Origin of the sequence: Agromyces ramosus, assembly GCF_004216665.1 — a bacterium.
Lineage (GTDB): Bacteria > Actinomycetota > Actinomycetes > Actinomycetales > Microbacteriaceae > Agromyces > Agromyces ramosus.
In genome coordinates this window covers 584,915-601,066 of sequence record NZ_SGWY01000002.1, presented here as the reverse complement: position 1 = coordinate 601,066, position 16,152 = coordinate 584,915, and the positions used below count along the sequence as shown (strand labels likewise).

The window sequence follows — 16,152 nt, the reverse complement described above, 5'->3', positions numbered from 1 at the left end:
CCACAGGCGCGTCAGAGCGATCGGCGCATGACGTCGAGCACGGCCGCCTCGTCGGGCAGCGCCGCGAACGGATCGCCCGCCACGAAGATGCGCACCTGCAGCAGCGCCTGGTGCAGCAGCATCCCGTGCCCGTGCACGACCGTGCCGCCGGCGGCGAGCCATTGCGCGGCCAGCGGCGTCGGCCAGGGCGAGTACGCGACGTCGAGCAGGGTCGCCCGCCGCATGAGCGCCTCGGATGCCGCGACGTCGAGCTCCGTGCCGCCTGGAACCGTGCTGACGACGAGCTCGGCGTCGTCGAGCCGTGCGAGCTCGGCGAGCGGGGACGCGACGATGGCGAGTCCCAGGCGCCGGCCGAGTGCGATGATGGGCTCCGCCGCCTCCGGGCGGCGGAGCAGCAGGTGCACGTTCGTGGCGCCGAGCTGTGCCATCGCGACGAGCGCGGAGGCGGCCGTCGCACCGCCGCCGATCAGCACCCCGGTGCGCACGCGTTCGAGGCCGGCCTCGCCGAGGGCGCGCACGATGCCGCCGACATCGGTGTTGAAGCCGAGACGGGCACCGTCGGCGAAGCGCACCGTGTTCGCGGCACCGGTGAGCACGGCGAGCTCGTCGACCTCGTCGAGGAGCGGCAGCACGTCCTGCTTCAGCGGCATCGTGAGCGAGACTCCGCGCCAGGTCTCGTCGCGCGAGGCGACGAACTCCGCGAGCTCGCCTCGGCCGAGCTCGACGGCGTCGTACGTCCAGTCCAGTCCGAGCCGTTCGTACGCCGCTCGGTGCAGCGCCGGGCTCTTCGAGTGCGCGATCGGCGAGCCGAGCACCGCGAGGCGCGTCGCGTCGCGCGCGACGGGGTCACTCACAGTAGGCCGCGTTCTCCTCGCTGGCCGCGCACCACTCCTGCAGTTGCGCGACGGCCGCCTCGTGCTCGTCGACCGTGGTCGAGAACACCGTCTCGCCGGTGGCGAGGTTGACGGGCACGAAGAACAGCCACGGTCCGTCCGCGGGGCGGATCGCCGCGTTGATCGCCACGTCGCCGGGGTTGCCGATGGGGCCGACCGGCAGGCCCGGGTTCGCGTACGTGTTGTAGAGGTTCGACGCGTCGGCTCGCTCCGCGTCGGTCGTCCACACGGTGTGCGTGTTGCCCGTGCCGTACGCCACGGTGGCGTCCGACTCGAGGTTCATGCCCTGGTCGAGGCGGTTCTGGAACACCCGCGCGACCTTCGGGAAGTCCCCGAGGTTCGAGCCCGCCTCGCGCTGCACGATCGAGGCCAGCACGATCGTCCTCCAGCGCTGGTCCGCCGGCACGCCCGCCGTGTCGAGCGCCTCGAACTGCCGATCCACGAGCGTCTGGAGCACGCCGTGCGCGTCGATGCCCGGGTCGAGCGTGTACGTCGCCGGGAACAGGAAGCCCTCGAGCGTCGTCGCCTCGGCGGGGAGTCCGTAGGCGGACGGCGGCTCCGCGGCGGCGGCCTGCAGCTCCTCGATCGGGATGCCGGCGCCCTCCGAGATGGAGACGAGCACGTCGGGCAGCGCGGTGCCCTCGGGGATGACGAACGTGTTCTCGAGCTTGCTGGCCGGATCGACGAGGGCGTCGAGCGCCGCCTGCGCGCTCATCTCCTCGGCGAGCCGGTAGGCGCCCGGATGGAAGTCGGGCTCGGGGCTCTGCTCGAGCAGCAGGTCGTAGAACGCGTCGTACGAGGCCGTCACTCCCTCGTCGACGAGGTTCTCGGCGATGTCCGAGCCCGTGTCGCCGTCATGGATCATGAAGACGACCTCGCCGGTGCCGCTGCCGGTGAAGTCAGCCGCGGGCGTGAACCGCTCGACGATCGAGTTGATCGGCCCCTGCAGGAAGAAGAACGCGCCGGCGACGAGGGCGGCCACCACGACGAGGCCGATGAGGCAGCCCCACGCCCCGCGGCGCCTCGGCTTCTCGTGCGGGTGGTCGTCGTCGTGGAGCTGGAACTCGGATGCCGCGGCGCGGCGCTCCGCTCGCGACGTCCTCGTGGCCTCGAGCTCCTCGCGCTCCGCGAGTGCGAGTCGTCGCTGCTCGGCCTCGCGCGCCTCGCGCCGGGTCATCGGCTGCCCTGTTCCGGCACTGCCGGAGGCGGACGGAGCGGGCGTCGCATCGGCAGGGCGTCCGGCCTCGGGAGCGACGTCGTCGCCGGCGAGCAGCGCGTGCCAGTCGACGGCGTCGCGCTCGGGCGCGGATCCGCGTGGCTCCGGCGGGAGGTGGGTCACAGGGGGGACGACCCTTCGTCTGTCGTGAGCAGGCGCCCGGGCTCGGTGCCCGATGCCCGCTCCGTGTCGATGGCGTGTTGCAGAATGATAACGGCTGCAACTTGGTCGACGATGGGACGCTGGCTGCGACTCGAACGTCCCGAGGCCCGCAGGGCCTGTTGGGCGCTCACGGTCGAGAGCCGCTCGTCCACCAGCCGCACGGTGGATCCGGCCGCGGCGAGGCGAGCGGCGAAGGCGATCGCATCGTCGGTCGACGGCGTCGGAGCCCCCGACAACGAGAGCGGATGACCCACCACGAGCTCGATGGCCCCGTACTCGTCGGCGAGCTCGAGGATCCGGCGGATGTCCGCATCACCCTCCTGCGCACGCGGCACGGTCTCCACGGGAACCGCGAGGAGTCCGCCGGCGTCGCACCGGGCGACGCCGATGCGCGCCCGCCCCACGTCGATGCCGAGTCTCGCTCCCTGGCGCATCCGGCCTACCGGTGGAGCTCGCGGCGCACCGCGTCGAGGGCCGCGGGGATCGCCGACGTGTCGCTGCCACCGCCCTGCGCGAGGTCGGGCTTGCCGCCTCCGCCCCCTCCGAGCACGGACGCCATCGTCTTCGCGAGTGCGCCGGCATTCGCGCCCGCGTCGCGGGCCGCGGGCGACGTCGCGACGATCGCGATCGGCTTGCCGCCGACCTCGGCTGCGAGCGCCACCACGGATGCCGCGTCGCCGAGCTTCCCGCGCACGGCGGTCGCGAGCGATCGCAGCTCATCGCCCGAACCCAGCGAGCCGACGGCCTCGGCGACGAGGAGCACGTCGCCGACGCGCGTCGCGTTCGCCGCGAGCGCCGGAACGCGATCGGCGAGGGCCCGCGCCTCGAACTGGGCGATCCGCTTCTCCGCCGACTTCAGGCTGGTCACGAGCTCGCCGACGCGGTCGACGAGCTGCTCGGGACGGGTCTTCAGGCTCGTGCTCAGCTCGGAGACGAGCGCCCGCTCGGCCGCGAACCGGCGGAAGGCGTCCATGCCGACGAGCGACTCGACGCGCCGGTTGGAGGCGCCGACCGACGACTCGCCGACGATGTTGATCATGCCGACCTCGGCGCTCGTCGAGACGTGGGTGCCGGCGCAGAGTTCGCGCGACCACGGGCCGCCGATGTCGACGACGCGCACGACGTCGCCGTACTTCTCGCCGAAGAGCGCCATCGCGCCGAGGGCCTTCGCCTCGTCGAGCGGCATCTCGCGGGTGACGACCTGCAGGTTGTCGCGGATGGCGTTGTTCGAGATCTCCTCGATCTCGCTGCGGGTCTCGGGCGACAGCGCGGAGTTCCACCCGTAGTCGAGGCGCAGGTACCCGGCCTTGTTGAACGACCCGGACTGGTGCGCGTTCGGCCCGAGCACCTGGCGGAGCGCCGCGTGCACGAGGTGCGTGCCGGAGTGCGCCTGCGTCGCGCCGCGCCGGTAGTCCTCGTCCACGAGCGTCGTCGCGGGCACGCCCACGCCGACCTCGCCGGACACCACCTTGGCGGTGTGGCTGATCAGGCCCTTCACGGGCTTCTGGACGTCGATGACCTCCAGCTCGAACCCGTTGCCCACGATGCGGCCCTGGTCGGGCGCCTGGCCGCCGGATTCCGCGTACAGGGAGGTCTCCGCGAGGATGACCTCAGCGGTCTGCCCCGCGGTGGCGACCGGCACCGGCCGGCCGTCGACGATGAGCCCGAGCACGGTCGACTCGGTCGTGAGGTCGGTGTACCCGGTGAAGATCGTCTCGCCCTTGGCGCGGAAGTCGCCGTACACGGACAGGTCGGCGAGCACCTTCTTCTTCGACTTCGCGTCCGCCTTCGCGCGCGTACGCTGGGCGGTCATCAGCTCGTCGAACGCGCCGCGATCGACCGCGAGGCCCGCCTCGTCGGCCATCTCGAGGGTCAGCTCGATCGGGAAGCCGTAGGTGTCGTGCAGGAGGAACGCCGTGTCGCCGGCGAGCTCCGCCTGTCCGGCGGCCTTGGTCGTCGCGACGGCGCCGTCGAGGATCGAGGTGCCCGCCGCGAGCGTGCGCAGGAACGTCTCCTCCTCGCCGAGGGCGAGCTGCTCGATGTGGGCGTAGTCGCGCGCGACCTCGGGATACGCCGCCTTCATGGCATCGCGCGAGGCGGCGAACAGCTCGCGGAAGGTCGGCCCCTCGACGCCGAGCAGCCGCATCGCGCGGATGGTGCGACGCAGGAGCCGACGGAGGATGTACCCGCGACCCTCGTTCGACGGGGTCACGCCGTCGCTCATCAGCATGAGCGAGGAGCGGACGTGGTCGGCGATCACGCGCATGCGCACGTCGTCGTCGTGCACCGCGCCGTACCGCCGGCCCGAGATCTCCGCGGCGCGGTCGAGCACCGGGCGCACCTGGTCGATCTCGTACATGTTCTCGACGCCCTGCTTGATGAACGCGACGCGCTCGAGGCCCATGCCGGTGTCGATGTTCTTCTTCGGCAGTTCCCGCACGATGCGGAAGTCGGTCTTGGACTTCACGTCGTCGATGAGGTACTGCATGAAGACGAGGTTCCAGATCTCGACGTAGCGGTCGTCGTCCGTCGCCGGTCCCCCGTCGATGCCGTAGGCGGGGCCGCGGTCGAAGAAGATCTCGGAGCACGGACCCGCGGGTCCGGGCTGGCCGGTGTGCCAGTAGTTCGTGTCCTTGTCGAGTCGCTGGATGCGCTCCTCGGGCAGCCCTGCGATCCGCTTCCACAGCTCGATGGCCTCGTCGTCGTCCTTGTAGACGGTCACCCAGAGGTCCTTCGGCTCGAAGCCGTACCCGCCGTCGGCCTCGGGCGTGGTGAGCAGCTCCCACGCCATGCTGATGGCGCCCTCCTTGAAGTAGTCGCCGAAGGAGAAGTTGCCGTTCATCTGGAAGAACGTGCCGTGGCGCGGCGTCTTGCCGACCTCTTCGATGTCGTTCGTCCGGATACACTTCTGCACGCTCGTGGCGCGCGGGTACGGCGGCGGCACGAGGCCCGTGAGGTACGGGACGAACGGCACCATGCCGGCCACGGTGAAGAGCAGCGTCGGGTCGTCGGAGACGAGGGAGGCCGAGGGCACGACGGTGTGGCCGCGCGCGGCGAAGAAGTCCAGCCAGCGCTGGCGGATGTCTGCAGTCTGCATGATTCCGTTCTGGTTCAGCGGCCCGGTGCGACCGGGCGGAGTCGGGGTGCCGGCGTCAGCGCGCGGCGTCGGGCGCGAGGCCCTCGGCGCGGAGCTCGGCGTCGCGCTCGTGGTAGCCCTCGGCGATGGCCTTGCCGAAGGCCCGCGCCTTCGCATCGACCGACGAGAAGAACTCCCGGCCCTGCTGGGTCTGGTTGAGCTGGTGCGCGGCGACGAAGCCTGCAGCGACGCCCACGGCGAACCACACGATGCTCTTCACGAAGTGCTCCCTCTGACCGATTCGCGGCACGAGTCCCGCTCGGCACGCCTGCAGCTAGTCTAGGCGCCGGTCATGGCCGAGCGCCCGCGAGCAGCGCCCTGCGGAGGCCGCCGCGCCGCGCTCGACAGTCTAGCGGCGACGGATGCCGCGGAGGCAGATGCCGCAGGCACGGAACAGGGGCCGCGGGAAAGCCCCGCGGCCCCTGGCCAGTGCGTGGTCGCGTCAGCGAGCCGCGTAGTACTCGACGACGAGCTGCACGTCACAGGTCACGGGGACCTCGGCGCGCTTCGGGCGACGGACGAGCGTCGCGTGGAGCTTGTCGAGCTCCACGTCGAGGTAGGCGGGGAGCTTCGGGAGCACGTCGACGTGGCCGCCGGCCGCGGCGACCTGGAACGGCTCGGTGCCCTCGGAGCGCTGCTTGACGCCGATGAGCTGGCCGGGCTTCACGCGGAACGAGGGTCGGTCGACGATCTGGCCGTCGACGAGGATGTGGCGGTGCACCACGAACTGGCGGGCCTGCGAGATCGTGCGGGCGAAGCCGGCGCGGAGCACCAGGGCGTCAAGGCGCATCTCGAGCAGCTCGACCAGGTTCTCACCGGTCAGGCCGTCGGTGCGGCGAGCCTCGTTGAACGCGATGCGGAGCTGCTTCTCGCGGATGCCGTACTGGGCGCGCAGGCGCTGCTTCTCGCGAAGACGCACGGCGTAGTCGGAGTCCTGCTTGCGCTTGGTGCGACCGTGCTCGCCGGGGGCGTACGGGCGCTTCTCCATGTACTTGGCGGCCTTCGGGGTGAGGGCGACGCCGAGCGCACGGGAGAGGCGGGTCTTGCTGCGTGACTGGTTCGACACGAATGTCCTTTCGGAAGAATCTCAAGTGAATTCGCGGCGCGATCGTGCGCCGGGAATCTGTGTCAGAGGGATTCGCCAAGGGTGGATCGGCTACAGATCGCACCCGTTCGCCAGTGATCCTCTCGCAGCCGCGCTCGAGGGTCAGGCTTCAGGCCAGAGAAGATGATATCACGGAGCCGCGCCGCCGTTCATCGGACGGCGAGCCGGCCGCGCAGGCGTCAGGGTCCGCCCCGCACGATGCGTCGCAGCTTCGCGAGCCTCGCCGACACCTCGCGTTCATTGCCGTGCTCGGTGGGCTGGTAGTACGTCGCGCCGCGAAGCTCGGTGGGAAGGTACTCCTGCTGCACCACGCCGATCTCGTCGTCGTGGGGGTACTTGTAGCCCTTGCCGTGGCCGAGCCGCTTCGCGCCGGGGTAGTGGGCATCGCGCAGGTGCTTCGGCACCCGACCGGCCCGGCCCTCGCGGACGTCGGCGATCGCACGGTCGATGCCCAGGTACGCGGCGTTCGACTTCGGGGCGGTCGCGAGGTGCACGACCGCCTGGGCCAGTGGGATGCGCCCCTCTGGCATGCCGATGTACTGCACGGCGTCGGCCGCGGCCACGGCAACGCCGAGCGCCGTCGGGTCGGCCATGCCGATGTCCTCGGACGCGAGCACGATGATGCGCCGGGCGATGAAGCGCGGATCCTCACCCGCCTCGATCATGCGCGCCAGGTAGTGCAGCGCGGCGTCGACGTCGCTCCCGCGCACCGACTTGATGAAGGCGCTGATGACGTCGTAGTGCTCGTCGCCGTTGCGGTCGTACCGCAGCAGCGCACGATCGACGGCGCGGGCCACCACCTCGGCGGTCACGACGGGTCGGGGCGGGACGGCGGCATCCGCTGCACGACCGTCGTCGGCGCCGTCGTCGGCATCTCCGGCGTCGGATGCCGCGGGCTCGCCGTCGCCGGCGGCGGCGGCCGCGGCGACCTGCGACGCGGCGACCGACGCCGCCTCGAGCGCCGTGAGGGCCCGCCGCGCGTCGCCCGAGGCGAGTCGGATGATCGCGGCGCGCGCCTCGGGTTCGAGGTCGACCGCTCCGGCGAGCCCGCGCGGGTCGGCGACCGCACGGTCGACGAGGACGCCGAGGTCGTCGTCGGTGAGGAGCTCGAGCGTGAGCAGGAGCGACCGTGAGAGCAGCGGCGAGATGACGGAGAACGAGGGGTTCTCGGTGGTGGCGGCGACGAGGATGACCCACCCGTTCTCGACGCCGGGGAGCAGCGCGTCCTGCTGGGCCTTCGTGAAGCGGTGGATCTCGTCGAGGAAGAGGACCGTGGAGAGTCCGTAGAGGTCGCGGCTGGCGCGCGCCTCCTCCATCACCTGGCGCACGTCGCGCACGCCGGCCGTGACGGCGGAGAGCTCGACGAACTTGCGGCCCGAGGAGCGGGCGATCGCCTGCGCGAGCGTGGTCTTGCCCGTGCCGGGCGGACCCCAGAGGATGACCGAGACCGAGCCCGATTCGCCCGTGCGATCGCCCGCCAGTGCGACGAGCGGCGATCCCGGGGTGAGCAGGTGCCGCTGGCCGGCGACCTCGTCGAGACTCGTCGGGCGCATGCGCACGGCGAGCGGCGTCGCGCCGGAACGCAGCCCCGGGCTGGAGTCCACCATGACGTCCAGCGTAGCCGCGGCATCCGACACCCCGGCCGACCCCGACGACCCGCGGGCGCACGCGGGCGCACGCGGGCGCACGCGATTGGTGCCGACCACCGGCCTTGCGTAGAGTCGGCACGCAGGAGTCCCGAGAAGGAGCATGCGTGGCATCGAACGACCGTCAGGCGCGTGAGGAACGCGCCCGCCTCCGCACGTACCAGGCTCGCCAGGAGGTGCACGTCCGCAAGCAGCGCCGCCGCTCGCGCGACAACGTCATCGCCGTCATCGCCCTCGTGGTCGTGCTCGCGCTCGCGACCGCCGCCCAGCTGTTCTACTTCGGGGGCGGACCCGGCACGCCCGAGGCGGAGCCCACGGCCACGCCGACGCCGACCGCGACTCCTCCCGCCGGCGAGAACGAGGGCGACGTGCCCTCCGCGGACATCGCCGAGGATCGCACCTGGACCGGCACGCTCACGCTCAACGACATCCCGCTCGGCATCGAGCTCGACGGCGCGGCCGCCCCCCAGGCGGTCTCCAGCGAGATCAGCCTCATCCAGTACGGCTTCTACGACGGCACGAGCTGCCACCGCCTCACGCGGGAGAACATCTGGGTCCTGCAGTGCGGCGATCCCGCCGGCGACGGCACGGGAGGCCCCGGGTACAGCTACGGACCCGTCGAGAACGCGCCGGCCGACAACGCCTACCCGGCCGGCACGATCGCGATGGCGCGCCAGCAGCTGGACGGCTACAGCCATGGCAGCCAGTTCTTCATCGTCTACGAGGACACGACGCTCTCCCCCGACCAGGCCGGCGGCTACACCGTCGTCGGCCGTGTCACGAGCGGCCTCGACGACCTCAAGTCGGCCGTCACCGACGCCGGAACGGCCGACGGCGGCACCGATGGCGCGCCCGCCGTGCCCGTGGCGATCACGGGGTTCACGATCGAGTGACGACGGTCCCGCCCTCGGGCGGTGCAATAGGCTTGATGCCGTCAACGCCGCCCGTGGGGCGGCATCCGACCACGACAGGGTGAGGCCGTGACCGATTCAGAGCAGCAACCGTGGGGCCGCGTCGACGAGACGGGCACCGTCTTCGTACGCACCGCCGACGGCGAGCGAGAGGTCGGCCAGTACCCCGACGCCACGCCTGAGGAGGCCCTCGCCTACTTCGAGCGGAAGTACGCCGACCTCGCGGGCCAGGTCGGCCTCCTCGAGCAGCGCGCGCGTCGGGGCGCACCGGCAGCGGATGTCGCCAAGGCCGTGACCAACCTCCGCGAGTCCGTCGCCGGGGCGCACGCGGTCGGCGACCTCGACGCCCTCGCCCGCCGTCTCGAGGCGCTCTCCGGCACGGCCAAGGAGCTCACCGAGCAGCAGCAGGCCGAGTCGAAGGCCGCGCTCGACGAGGCGATCGCCGAGCGCACCCGGATCGTCGAGCAGGCCGAGGCGCTCGCGGCGCAGGACCCCGCCAAGACCCAGTGGAAGCAGGCGACCGCCGAGCTCGACGCCCTCTTCGCGAGCTGGCAGCAGCACCAGCAGGACGGCCCGCGCCTGCCGAAGAACGAGGCGAACGAGCTCTGGAAGCGCTTCCGCACCGCGCGCTCCACCATCGAGCAGCACCGCAAGGCGTTCTTCGCCGAGCTCGACGCCGCACATCGCGACGTGCGGGCCCGCAAGCAGGCGCTCATCGAGCGCGCCGAGGCGCTCGCCCCGCGTGGTGGCGACGCGGTCGCCGACTACCGTGCCCTGCTCGACGAATGGAAGCAGGCCGGCCGCGCCGGCAAGAAGCTCGACGACGCCCTGTGGGCGAAGTTCAAGGCGGCGGGAGACGTGCTCTTCCAGGCCAAGGCCGAGGTCGACGCGCAGGAGGACGAGGCGTACCGCGCCAACCTCACCGAGAAGCTCGCACTGCTCGACGAGGCCGAGAAGCTCCTCACGGTCACCGATCCCAAGCAGGCGCGCAACGCACTGAACCGCGTCCAGCGCAGCTGGGACGAGATCGGCCGGGTGCCGCGCGACCAGGTGCGGCCGGTCGAGGACCGCCTGCGCAAGGTCGAGACGCACGTGCGCTCGCTCGAGGACGAGCGCTGGCAGCGGGAGGACCCCGAGAAGAAGGCGCGCTCCGAGGGCATGCTCGGCCAGCTGCAGGACGCGATCGCGAAGCTCGAGGCCGAGCTCGCCGCGGCCGAGGCGGCGGGCGACCAGAAGGCGATCGCGTCGGCGCGCGAGGCCCTCGAGGCGCGTCGTGCGTGGCTGAAGGCCGTCGGCGGCTGACCGGCCGACACCACCGAGGCGACGCGGCCCACTCGACCGCGCCCTCCGACGACGACCGACGTTCTCCACAGTTCGATCGTCACGCGGTGCGCAGACGGCCGGATGCCGCAGCATGACCTCATGGCCCGGCTTCCCGCGGTGCTCGGCACCGATCACCTTCCGCTCGCCGAGCTCTGCGCCGCGCGACTCGACGGCGAGCTCTTCGTGATCGACCATGCCTGGGCACCGGTCGACGAACCCGACCACCCGGCATTCCGAGCCATGGTCCTGTCCATGCGATCGCCCCGCTCGCTCATCATCGAGCGGATGTCGGCGGCGTGGGTGCACGGGGCGATCGACGATGCCCCGACGGTCGCGCAGTTCTGCGTGCCGCTCGATGCCAGGATCGCCGTCGTCGACCGCCCTCGAACGCTCGTCCGCGAGGTCCGCATCGACGACGACGACATCGTGCGGTTCGGCGACCACCGGTGCACCTCGCCGACGCGCACCGCGTTCGACCTGCTTCGCGATCCGAGCCTCGACGACGACGTGGTCGTGGGCGTGGTCGGCGCCCTGCAGGTCGAGCGGCCCGCGCTCGCGACGGCACTGCACGAGCGACTCGATGCCGCCGTCCGGATGCCGCACCGGGCGGCGGCCCGCAGGCGGCTCGAGCTGGCGGAATCCGGGCGGCGTTCAGCGCGCGATGGCGATCAGCCGTCGCTCACGCGGTAGACGTCGTAGACGGCGTCGATCCGTCGCACGGCGTTGAGCACGCGATCGAGGTGCGTGGTATCGCCCATCTCGAAGACGAACCGGCTGAGGGCCAGGCGATCGGTCGAGGTCGACACGTTCGCAGACAGGATGTTCACGTGGTGCTCCGAGAGCACGCGCGTGACGTCGGAGAGCAGTCCGGCCCGGTCGAGCGCCTCGATCTGGATCTGCACGAGGAACACGCTCTTGGAGCTCGGTGCCCACTCGACGTCGATCATCCGCTCGGGCTCCCGCATCAGCGACTGCACGTTGTGGCAATTGGCCTGGTGCACCGACACCCCGGCACCGCGCGTGATGAAGCCGATGATCTCGTCGCCCGGCACCGGGGTGCAGCATCGGGCGAGCTTCACGAGGATGTCGGGAGCCCCGCGAACGAGCACGCCGGAGTCCGAGTTCCGGGGCAGAGGGCGAGAGCGCACCGGGATCGGCAGGTCGGGCTCGTCGCCCTCGTCGACGTCGCGGACGAGCGCCACGACCTTCTCGAGCACCGACTGGGTCGAGACATGGCCCTCGCCGACCGCGGCGTACAGCGACGACACGTCGTCGTAGCGCAGCTGCGCGGCGACCTCGGCGAACGACTCCTGGCTCATGAGCTTCTGGAGCGGCAGGTTCTGCTTGCGCATCGCCCGGGCGATGGCGTCGCGGCCCTGCTCGATCGCCTCGTCGCGACGCTCCTTGGTGAACCACTGCCGGATCTTGTTCCGCGCCCGGGGGCTCTTCACGAACGTGAGCCAGTCCTTGCTCGGTCCGGAGTCGGGGTTCTTCGACGTGAACACCTCGACCACGTCGCCACTGGACAGCTCGCTCTCGAGCGGCACCAGACGGCCGTTGACCTTCGCGCCCATGGTGCGGTGGCCCACCTCGGTATGCACCGCATACGCGAAGTCGACCGGGGTCGCACCAGAGGGCAGGCCGATCACGCGACCCTTCGGCGTGAAGACGTAGACCTCCTTCGCGCCGATCTCGAACCGCAGCGAGTCGAGGAACTCCCCCGGGTCGGCCGTCTCGGCCTGCCAGTCGGAGATGTGGGCGAGCCACGCCATGTCGGTGTCGTGGGCGCTCGCGGCGTCCGTCGCACGACCGGAGTTCATCCGCTCCTTGTACTTCCAGTGCGCGGCGACGCCGAATTCGGCGCGTTGGTGCATGTCGTGGGTGCGGATCTGGATCTCGACGGCGCGGCCCTTCGGGCCGATCACCGTCGTGTGGAGGGACTGGTAGAGGTTGAACTTCGGCGTGGCGATGTAGTCCTTGAACCGGCCGGGCAGCGGCGTCCACCGCGCGTGGATCGAGCCGAGGATCGCGTAGCAGTCGCGCACCGAGTTGACGAGCACGCGGATGCCGACGAGGTCGTAGATCTCGTCGAAGTCGCGCCCGCGCACGATCATCTTCTGGTAGATCGAGTAGTACTGCTTGGGGCGGCCCATGACCTTGCCACGGATCTTCGCGGTCTTGAGGTCCTCGCCGACCATGTCGATGACCGTCTGCACGAACTCCTCGCGCTGCGGGGTGCGCTGCTTCACGAGGCTCTCGATCTCGGCGTACAGCTTCGGGTAGAGCACGGCGAACGAGAGGTCCTCGAGCTCCAGCTTGATCGCCTGGATACCGAGTCGGTGCGCGAGCGGCGCGTAGATCTCGAGGGTCTCGGTGGCCTTGCGCGCCGCGGACTCGGCCGGCACGAAGCCCCAGGTGCGGGCGTTGTGCAGGCGGTCGGCGAGCTTGATGATGAGCACCCGGATGTCCTTCGACATCGCGACGATCATCTTGCGCACGGTCTCGGCCTGGGTAGAGTCGCCGTACTTGACCTTGTCGAGCTTCGTGACGCCGTCGACGAGCATCGCGATCTCGTCGCCGAAGTCGGCGCGCACCTGGTCGAGCGTGTACGCCGTGTCCTCGACGGTGTCGTGCAGGAGCGCCGCGGCGACCGTCTTGGGCCCGATCCCGAGGTCGGCGAGGATCTGCGCGACCGCGATCGGGTGCGTGATGTACGGCTCGCCGCTCTTGCGCTTCTGGCCCTCGTGGGCGCGTTCGGCGACGGTGTAGGCGCGCTCGATGAGCCCGAGGTCGGCCTTCGGATGATGCATCCGAACCGTTCGCATGAGGGTGTCCACGGCACCCGAGGGCTGGGCCTTCGAGAAGATCCGTGGCACCAGGCGGCGCAGCGAAGCGGTCGAGTTGACTCCCGCCTCGGTCATACGCCCACCTCCAGAACTCAATTATCGCCGTTCCGGGGCGTGCTCCGTGCCACTCTCGCCCGAGGCGAACATCACACGGTCGGCAGCGCCTCGGCGTTGCTCGTCGCGGATGCCGCGCGCTCGCGCTCCTTCAGCACCTTCTGGTCGTGGCGATGGATGGCCGGCTCGCCCTCGCGCAGCTGCGAGTACAGCGGCGCGGCGATGAAGACGGTCGACCACGTTCCCACGATGATGCCGATCAGCAGTGCGAGGGAGATGTCGCGCAGGGTGTCGGCCCCGAGCACCCCGGCGCCGATGAAGAGGATCGCCGCGACCGGCAGCGCCGCCACGACACTCGTGTTGATGGAGCGCACGAGGGTCTGGTTCACGGCGAGGTTCACCGACTCGGCGAACGTGCGGCGCGACTCCTGGCCGTCTTCCGCGGTGTTCTCGCGGATCTTGTCGAACACCACCACCGTGTCGTAGAGCGAGTAGCTGAGGATCGTCAGGATGCCGATCGTGGCCGCGGGGCTGATCTCGAAGCCGACCGCGGCGTAGATGCCGACCGTGACGATGAGGTCGCCGATGAGCGCGAGGATCGCCGCCAGCGACATCTTCCAGGTGCGGAAGTAGATCGCCATGATGACGCCCGCGAGCAGGAGGAACGCGACGAGACCGACGAGCGCCTGCCTCGTGACATCCGCACCCCAGCTCGGGCCGATGAACGACGACGTGACCTCCGACTCGGGGACGCCGTACGCCTCGGCGAGGGCGGTCGTGACCGCCCGCGAGTCGGCCTGCTCGAGTTGGTCGGTCTGCACCCGCACCCCGTCGCCGCCGACGATCGTGACGTGCGAGTCGGCCTCGGGCACGACCGACGCCACCGCGTCGATCGCGGGCTCGGGCGTGGCGTTCTCGATGCCCGCGATCTGGAACTGCGAACCGCCGCGGAACTCGATGCTGAAGTTGATCCCGCGCAGCACGGGGATCAGGACCGTGAGGATGATCAGCACGCCCGCGATCGCGTACCACTTCTTGCGGCCGCCGACGAAGTTGAACGAGCGCTTGCCCGTGTAGAGGTCGTTGCCGAATGTGGTGAGCCGGTTGGCCATCAGGACTCCTTGCCTTCGCTCGTCCCACTGCCGACGCTCGCGGTGGCCTTGCGTTCTGCGATGGTCTGGCGCTTCTGCGCCTCCTTCGAGCTCGAGGCGACCTTGCTCGCGGGCACTGCGACGGGCTTGCGGAACTCGGCGCGGCCACGGTAGACGGCACCCAGAGCATTGGGGTCGAGCCCCGACCATGGGTTGCCGCTCGAGAAGAACCTGGTCTGCGCGAGCAGCTGCAGCATCGGGTGGGTGAACAGGATCACCACGACCACGTCGATGATCGTCGTGAGACCGAGCGTGTACGCGAAGCCCTTCACGCTGCCGACCGCGAGGATGAAGAGCACCACCGCCGCGAGCAGGTTGACGCCCTTCGAGGCGAGGATCGTGCGGAAGGCGCGCTTCCATCCGGCCTCGACGGCGCCGACGAGCGGCCGGCCGTCGCGGAGCTCGTCGCGTACGCGTTCGAAGTACACGATGAACGAGTCCGCCGTGAAGCCGATCGCCACGATGAGGCCCGCGATGCCCGCCAGCGAGAGGCGGTAACCCTCCCGCCACGACAGGATCGTGATCATGAGGTAGGTGACCAGGCCCACGATCGCGAGCGACGCGATCGTGACGGACCCGAGCGCCCGGTACTGGAAGAGCGTGTAGATCACGACCAGGATGAGGCCGATGAGGCCGGCGATGAGGCCGGACTGGAGCTGCGAGGTGCCGAGCGTCGCCGAGATCGTGTCGGAGGACTGCACGGTGAAGCTGATCGGCAGGGCGCCGAACTTGAGCTGGTCGGCGAGCGACTTCGACGACTCCTGCGTGAAGTTGCCGGTGATCTGCGGGCGCCCGTCGGTGATCGCCCCGTTCATCTGGGGCGCCGTCAGCACGGCTCCGTCGAGCACGAATGCGAACTGGTCGCGCGGCGTCTGGCCGTTGAGGCCGAACAGGCGCGTGCTGACCTCGCCGAAGTCCTCGGTGCCCTGCTCGTCGAACTGGATGTTCACGGCCCACTGGCCGGTGCTGGCGCCGGTCTGGGTGGTGACCATGCCGTTGGTCGCGTTCACGATGTTCTCGCCGCTGGCCTCGACCGGGCCGAGCAGGTACTTCGCGGTGCGGCTGACGTCGCAGGTGACGAGCGGCTCGTCGGCGGGCGCGACGTTGGTGTCGGCCTCGTCGAGGGTCGCGCAGTCGAAGTTGTCGAACTCGTCCTGCAGGGCGGGGGTGATCCACGCCGGGTCGCTGCCGTCGGTCGGCTCGGTGGTAGGGGTCGACTCGAGCTCCTCTGCGGGCTCGGTCGGCGCGGGGCTCTCGGTGGGGTCGACCGACTGCGTCGTCGCGGCATCCGCGAGCAGCACCGCCCGCAGCTCGAGCTTGGCCGACGACTCGATGCGGTCGCGGGTCTGGTCGTCGAGCTCACCGGGGATGCGGACGACGACGTTCGATCCCTCGGTGTTGATCTCGGCCTCGGCGACGCCCGACGCGTCGACGCGCTGCCGGATGATCGAGACCGCCTGGTCGAGCTGCTCCTGCGAGACCGACTGGCCGGTCTCGACCTTCGGCTCGAGGATGATCTGCGTGCCGCCCTCGAGGTCGAGGGCGAGCTTGGGCGTCCACGAGCCGCCGCCCCAGATCACTCCGGCCGCGTTGATCGCGAACAGGCCGACGATGATGACGCCGAGCCAGGTGAGCGATCGCCAGGCCTTGCGAACGGGGGTCGGCCGGGATGACCGCTTGGATGGTGCAGCCACTGGTTCTGCTTTCTC

13 protein-coding genes are annotated in these 16,152 nt (G+C 70.6%); 3 read left to right on the top strand and 10 right to left on the bottom strand.

Features of this window, described 5'->3' with window-relative positions; translation table 11 throughout:
- Nucleotides 1-11 precede the first annotated feature (11 nt).
- The 7 genes from EV187_RS09395 to EV187_RS09365 form a co-directional block, all read right to left on the bottom strand.
- Complete coding sequence (locus EV187_RS09395) at nucleotides 12-854, bottom strand: shikimate dehydrogenase (RefSeq protein ID WP_130352781.1); 843 nt, start codon at nucleotides 852-854, stop codon at nucleotides 12-14.
- Nucleotides 847-2,232, bottom strand: a complete 1,386-nt coding sequence (gene mltG, locus EV187_RS09390) for an endolytic transglycosylase MltG (RefSeq protein WP_242609520.1) — start codon at nucleotides 2,230-2,232, stop codon at nucleotides 847-849. The genes EV187_RS09395 and mltG overlap by 8 nt, the downstream gene beginning before the upstream one ends.
- Complete coding sequence (gene ruvX / locus EV187_RS09385; RefSeq protein WP_130352780.1) at nucleotides 2,229-2,705, bottom strand: Holliday junction resolvase RuvX; 477 nt, start codon at nucleotides 2,703-2,705, stop codon at nucleotides 2,229-2,231. Before ruvX ends, mltG begins: the two co-directional genes overlap by 4 nt.
- Before the next feature lie 5 nt (nucleotides 2,706-2,710).
- The gene (gene alaS / locus EV187_RS09380; protein ID WP_130352779.1) at nucleotides 2,711-5,368 is read right to left on the bottom strand and encodes an alanine--tRNA ligase; all 2,658 of its coding nucleotides are present in this window, start codon (nucleotides 5,366-5,368) and stop codon (nucleotides 2,711-2,713) included.
- A 55-nt stretch (nucleotides 5,369-5,423) separates the two neighbouring features.
- Nucleotides 5,424-5,627, bottom strand: a complete 204-nt coding sequence (locus EV187_RS09375; RefSeq protein ID WP_130352778.1) for a hypothetical protein — start codon at nucleotides 5,625-5,627, stop codon at nucleotides 5,424-5,426.
- 222 nt (nucleotides 5,628-5,849) lie between these two features.
- Entirely contained in the window at nucleotides 5,850-6,473 is a 624-nt protein-coding gene (rpsD, locus tag EV187_RS09370; RefSeq protein ID WP_130352777.1) for a 30S ribosomal protein S4, read from the bottom strand.
- Nucleotides 6,474-6,691: 218 nt separating this feature from the next.
- The gene (locus EV187_RS09365) at nucleotides 6,692-8,119 is read right to left on the bottom strand and encodes a replication-associated recombination protein A (RefSeq protein WP_130352776.1); all 1,428 of its coding nucleotides are present in this window, start codon (nucleotides 8,117-8,119) and stop codon (nucleotides 6,692-6,694) included.
- Between the two features lie 146 nt (nucleotides 8,120-8,265).
- Here EV187_RS09365 and EV187_RS09360 point away from each other — a divergent pair, with 146 nt between their 5' ends.
- From EV187_RS09360 to EV187_RS09350, 3 genes are all read left to right on the top strand, one after another.
- Nucleotides 8,266-9,051, top strand: coding sequence for a peptidylprolyl isomerase (locus tag EV187_RS09360; RefSeq protein ID WP_130352775.1), 786 nt, complete (start codon nucleotides 8,266-8,268; stop codon nucleotides 9,049-9,051).
- Between the two features lie 87 nt (nucleotides 9,052-9,138).
- A complete protein-coding gene (locus EV187_RS09355) occupies nucleotides 9,139-10,371 on the top strand; it encodes a DUF349 domain-containing protein (protein WP_130352774.1) in 1,233 nt (410 codons plus the stop codon).
- A 120-nt stretch (nucleotides 10,372-10,491) separates the two neighbouring features.
- Nucleotides 10,492-11,082, top strand: a complete 591-nt coding sequence (locus EV187_RS09350; RefSeq protein ID WP_165391152.1) for a hypothetical protein — start codon at nucleotides 10,492-10,494, stop codon at nucleotides 11,080-11,082.
- Here EV187_RS09350 and EV187_RS09345 read toward each other — a convergent pair.
- From EV187_RS09345 to secD, 3 genes are all read right to left on the bottom strand, one after another.
- Nucleotides 11,061-13,313, bottom strand: coding sequence for a RelA/SpoT family protein (locus EV187_RS09345; RefSeq protein ID WP_130352772.1), 2,253 nt, complete (start codon nucleotides 13,311-13,313; stop codon nucleotides 11,061-11,063). The genes EV187_RS09350 and EV187_RS09345 overlap by 22 nt on opposite strands.
- Before the next feature lie 71 nt (nucleotides 13,314-13,384).
- Entirely contained in the window at nucleotides 13,385-14,404 is a 1,020-nt protein-coding gene (gene secF / locus EV187_RS09340; protein ID WP_130352771.1) for a protein translocase subunit SecF, read from the bottom strand.
- Complete coding sequence (gene secD, locus EV187_RS09335; protein ID WP_242609519.1) at nucleotides 14,404-16,137, bottom strand: protein translocase subunit SecD; 1,734 nt, start codon at nucleotides 16,135-16,137, stop codon at nucleotides 14,404-14,406. The genes secF and secD overlap by 1 nt, the downstream gene beginning before the upstream one ends.
- Nucleotides 16,138-16,152: the final 15 nt, after the last annotated feature.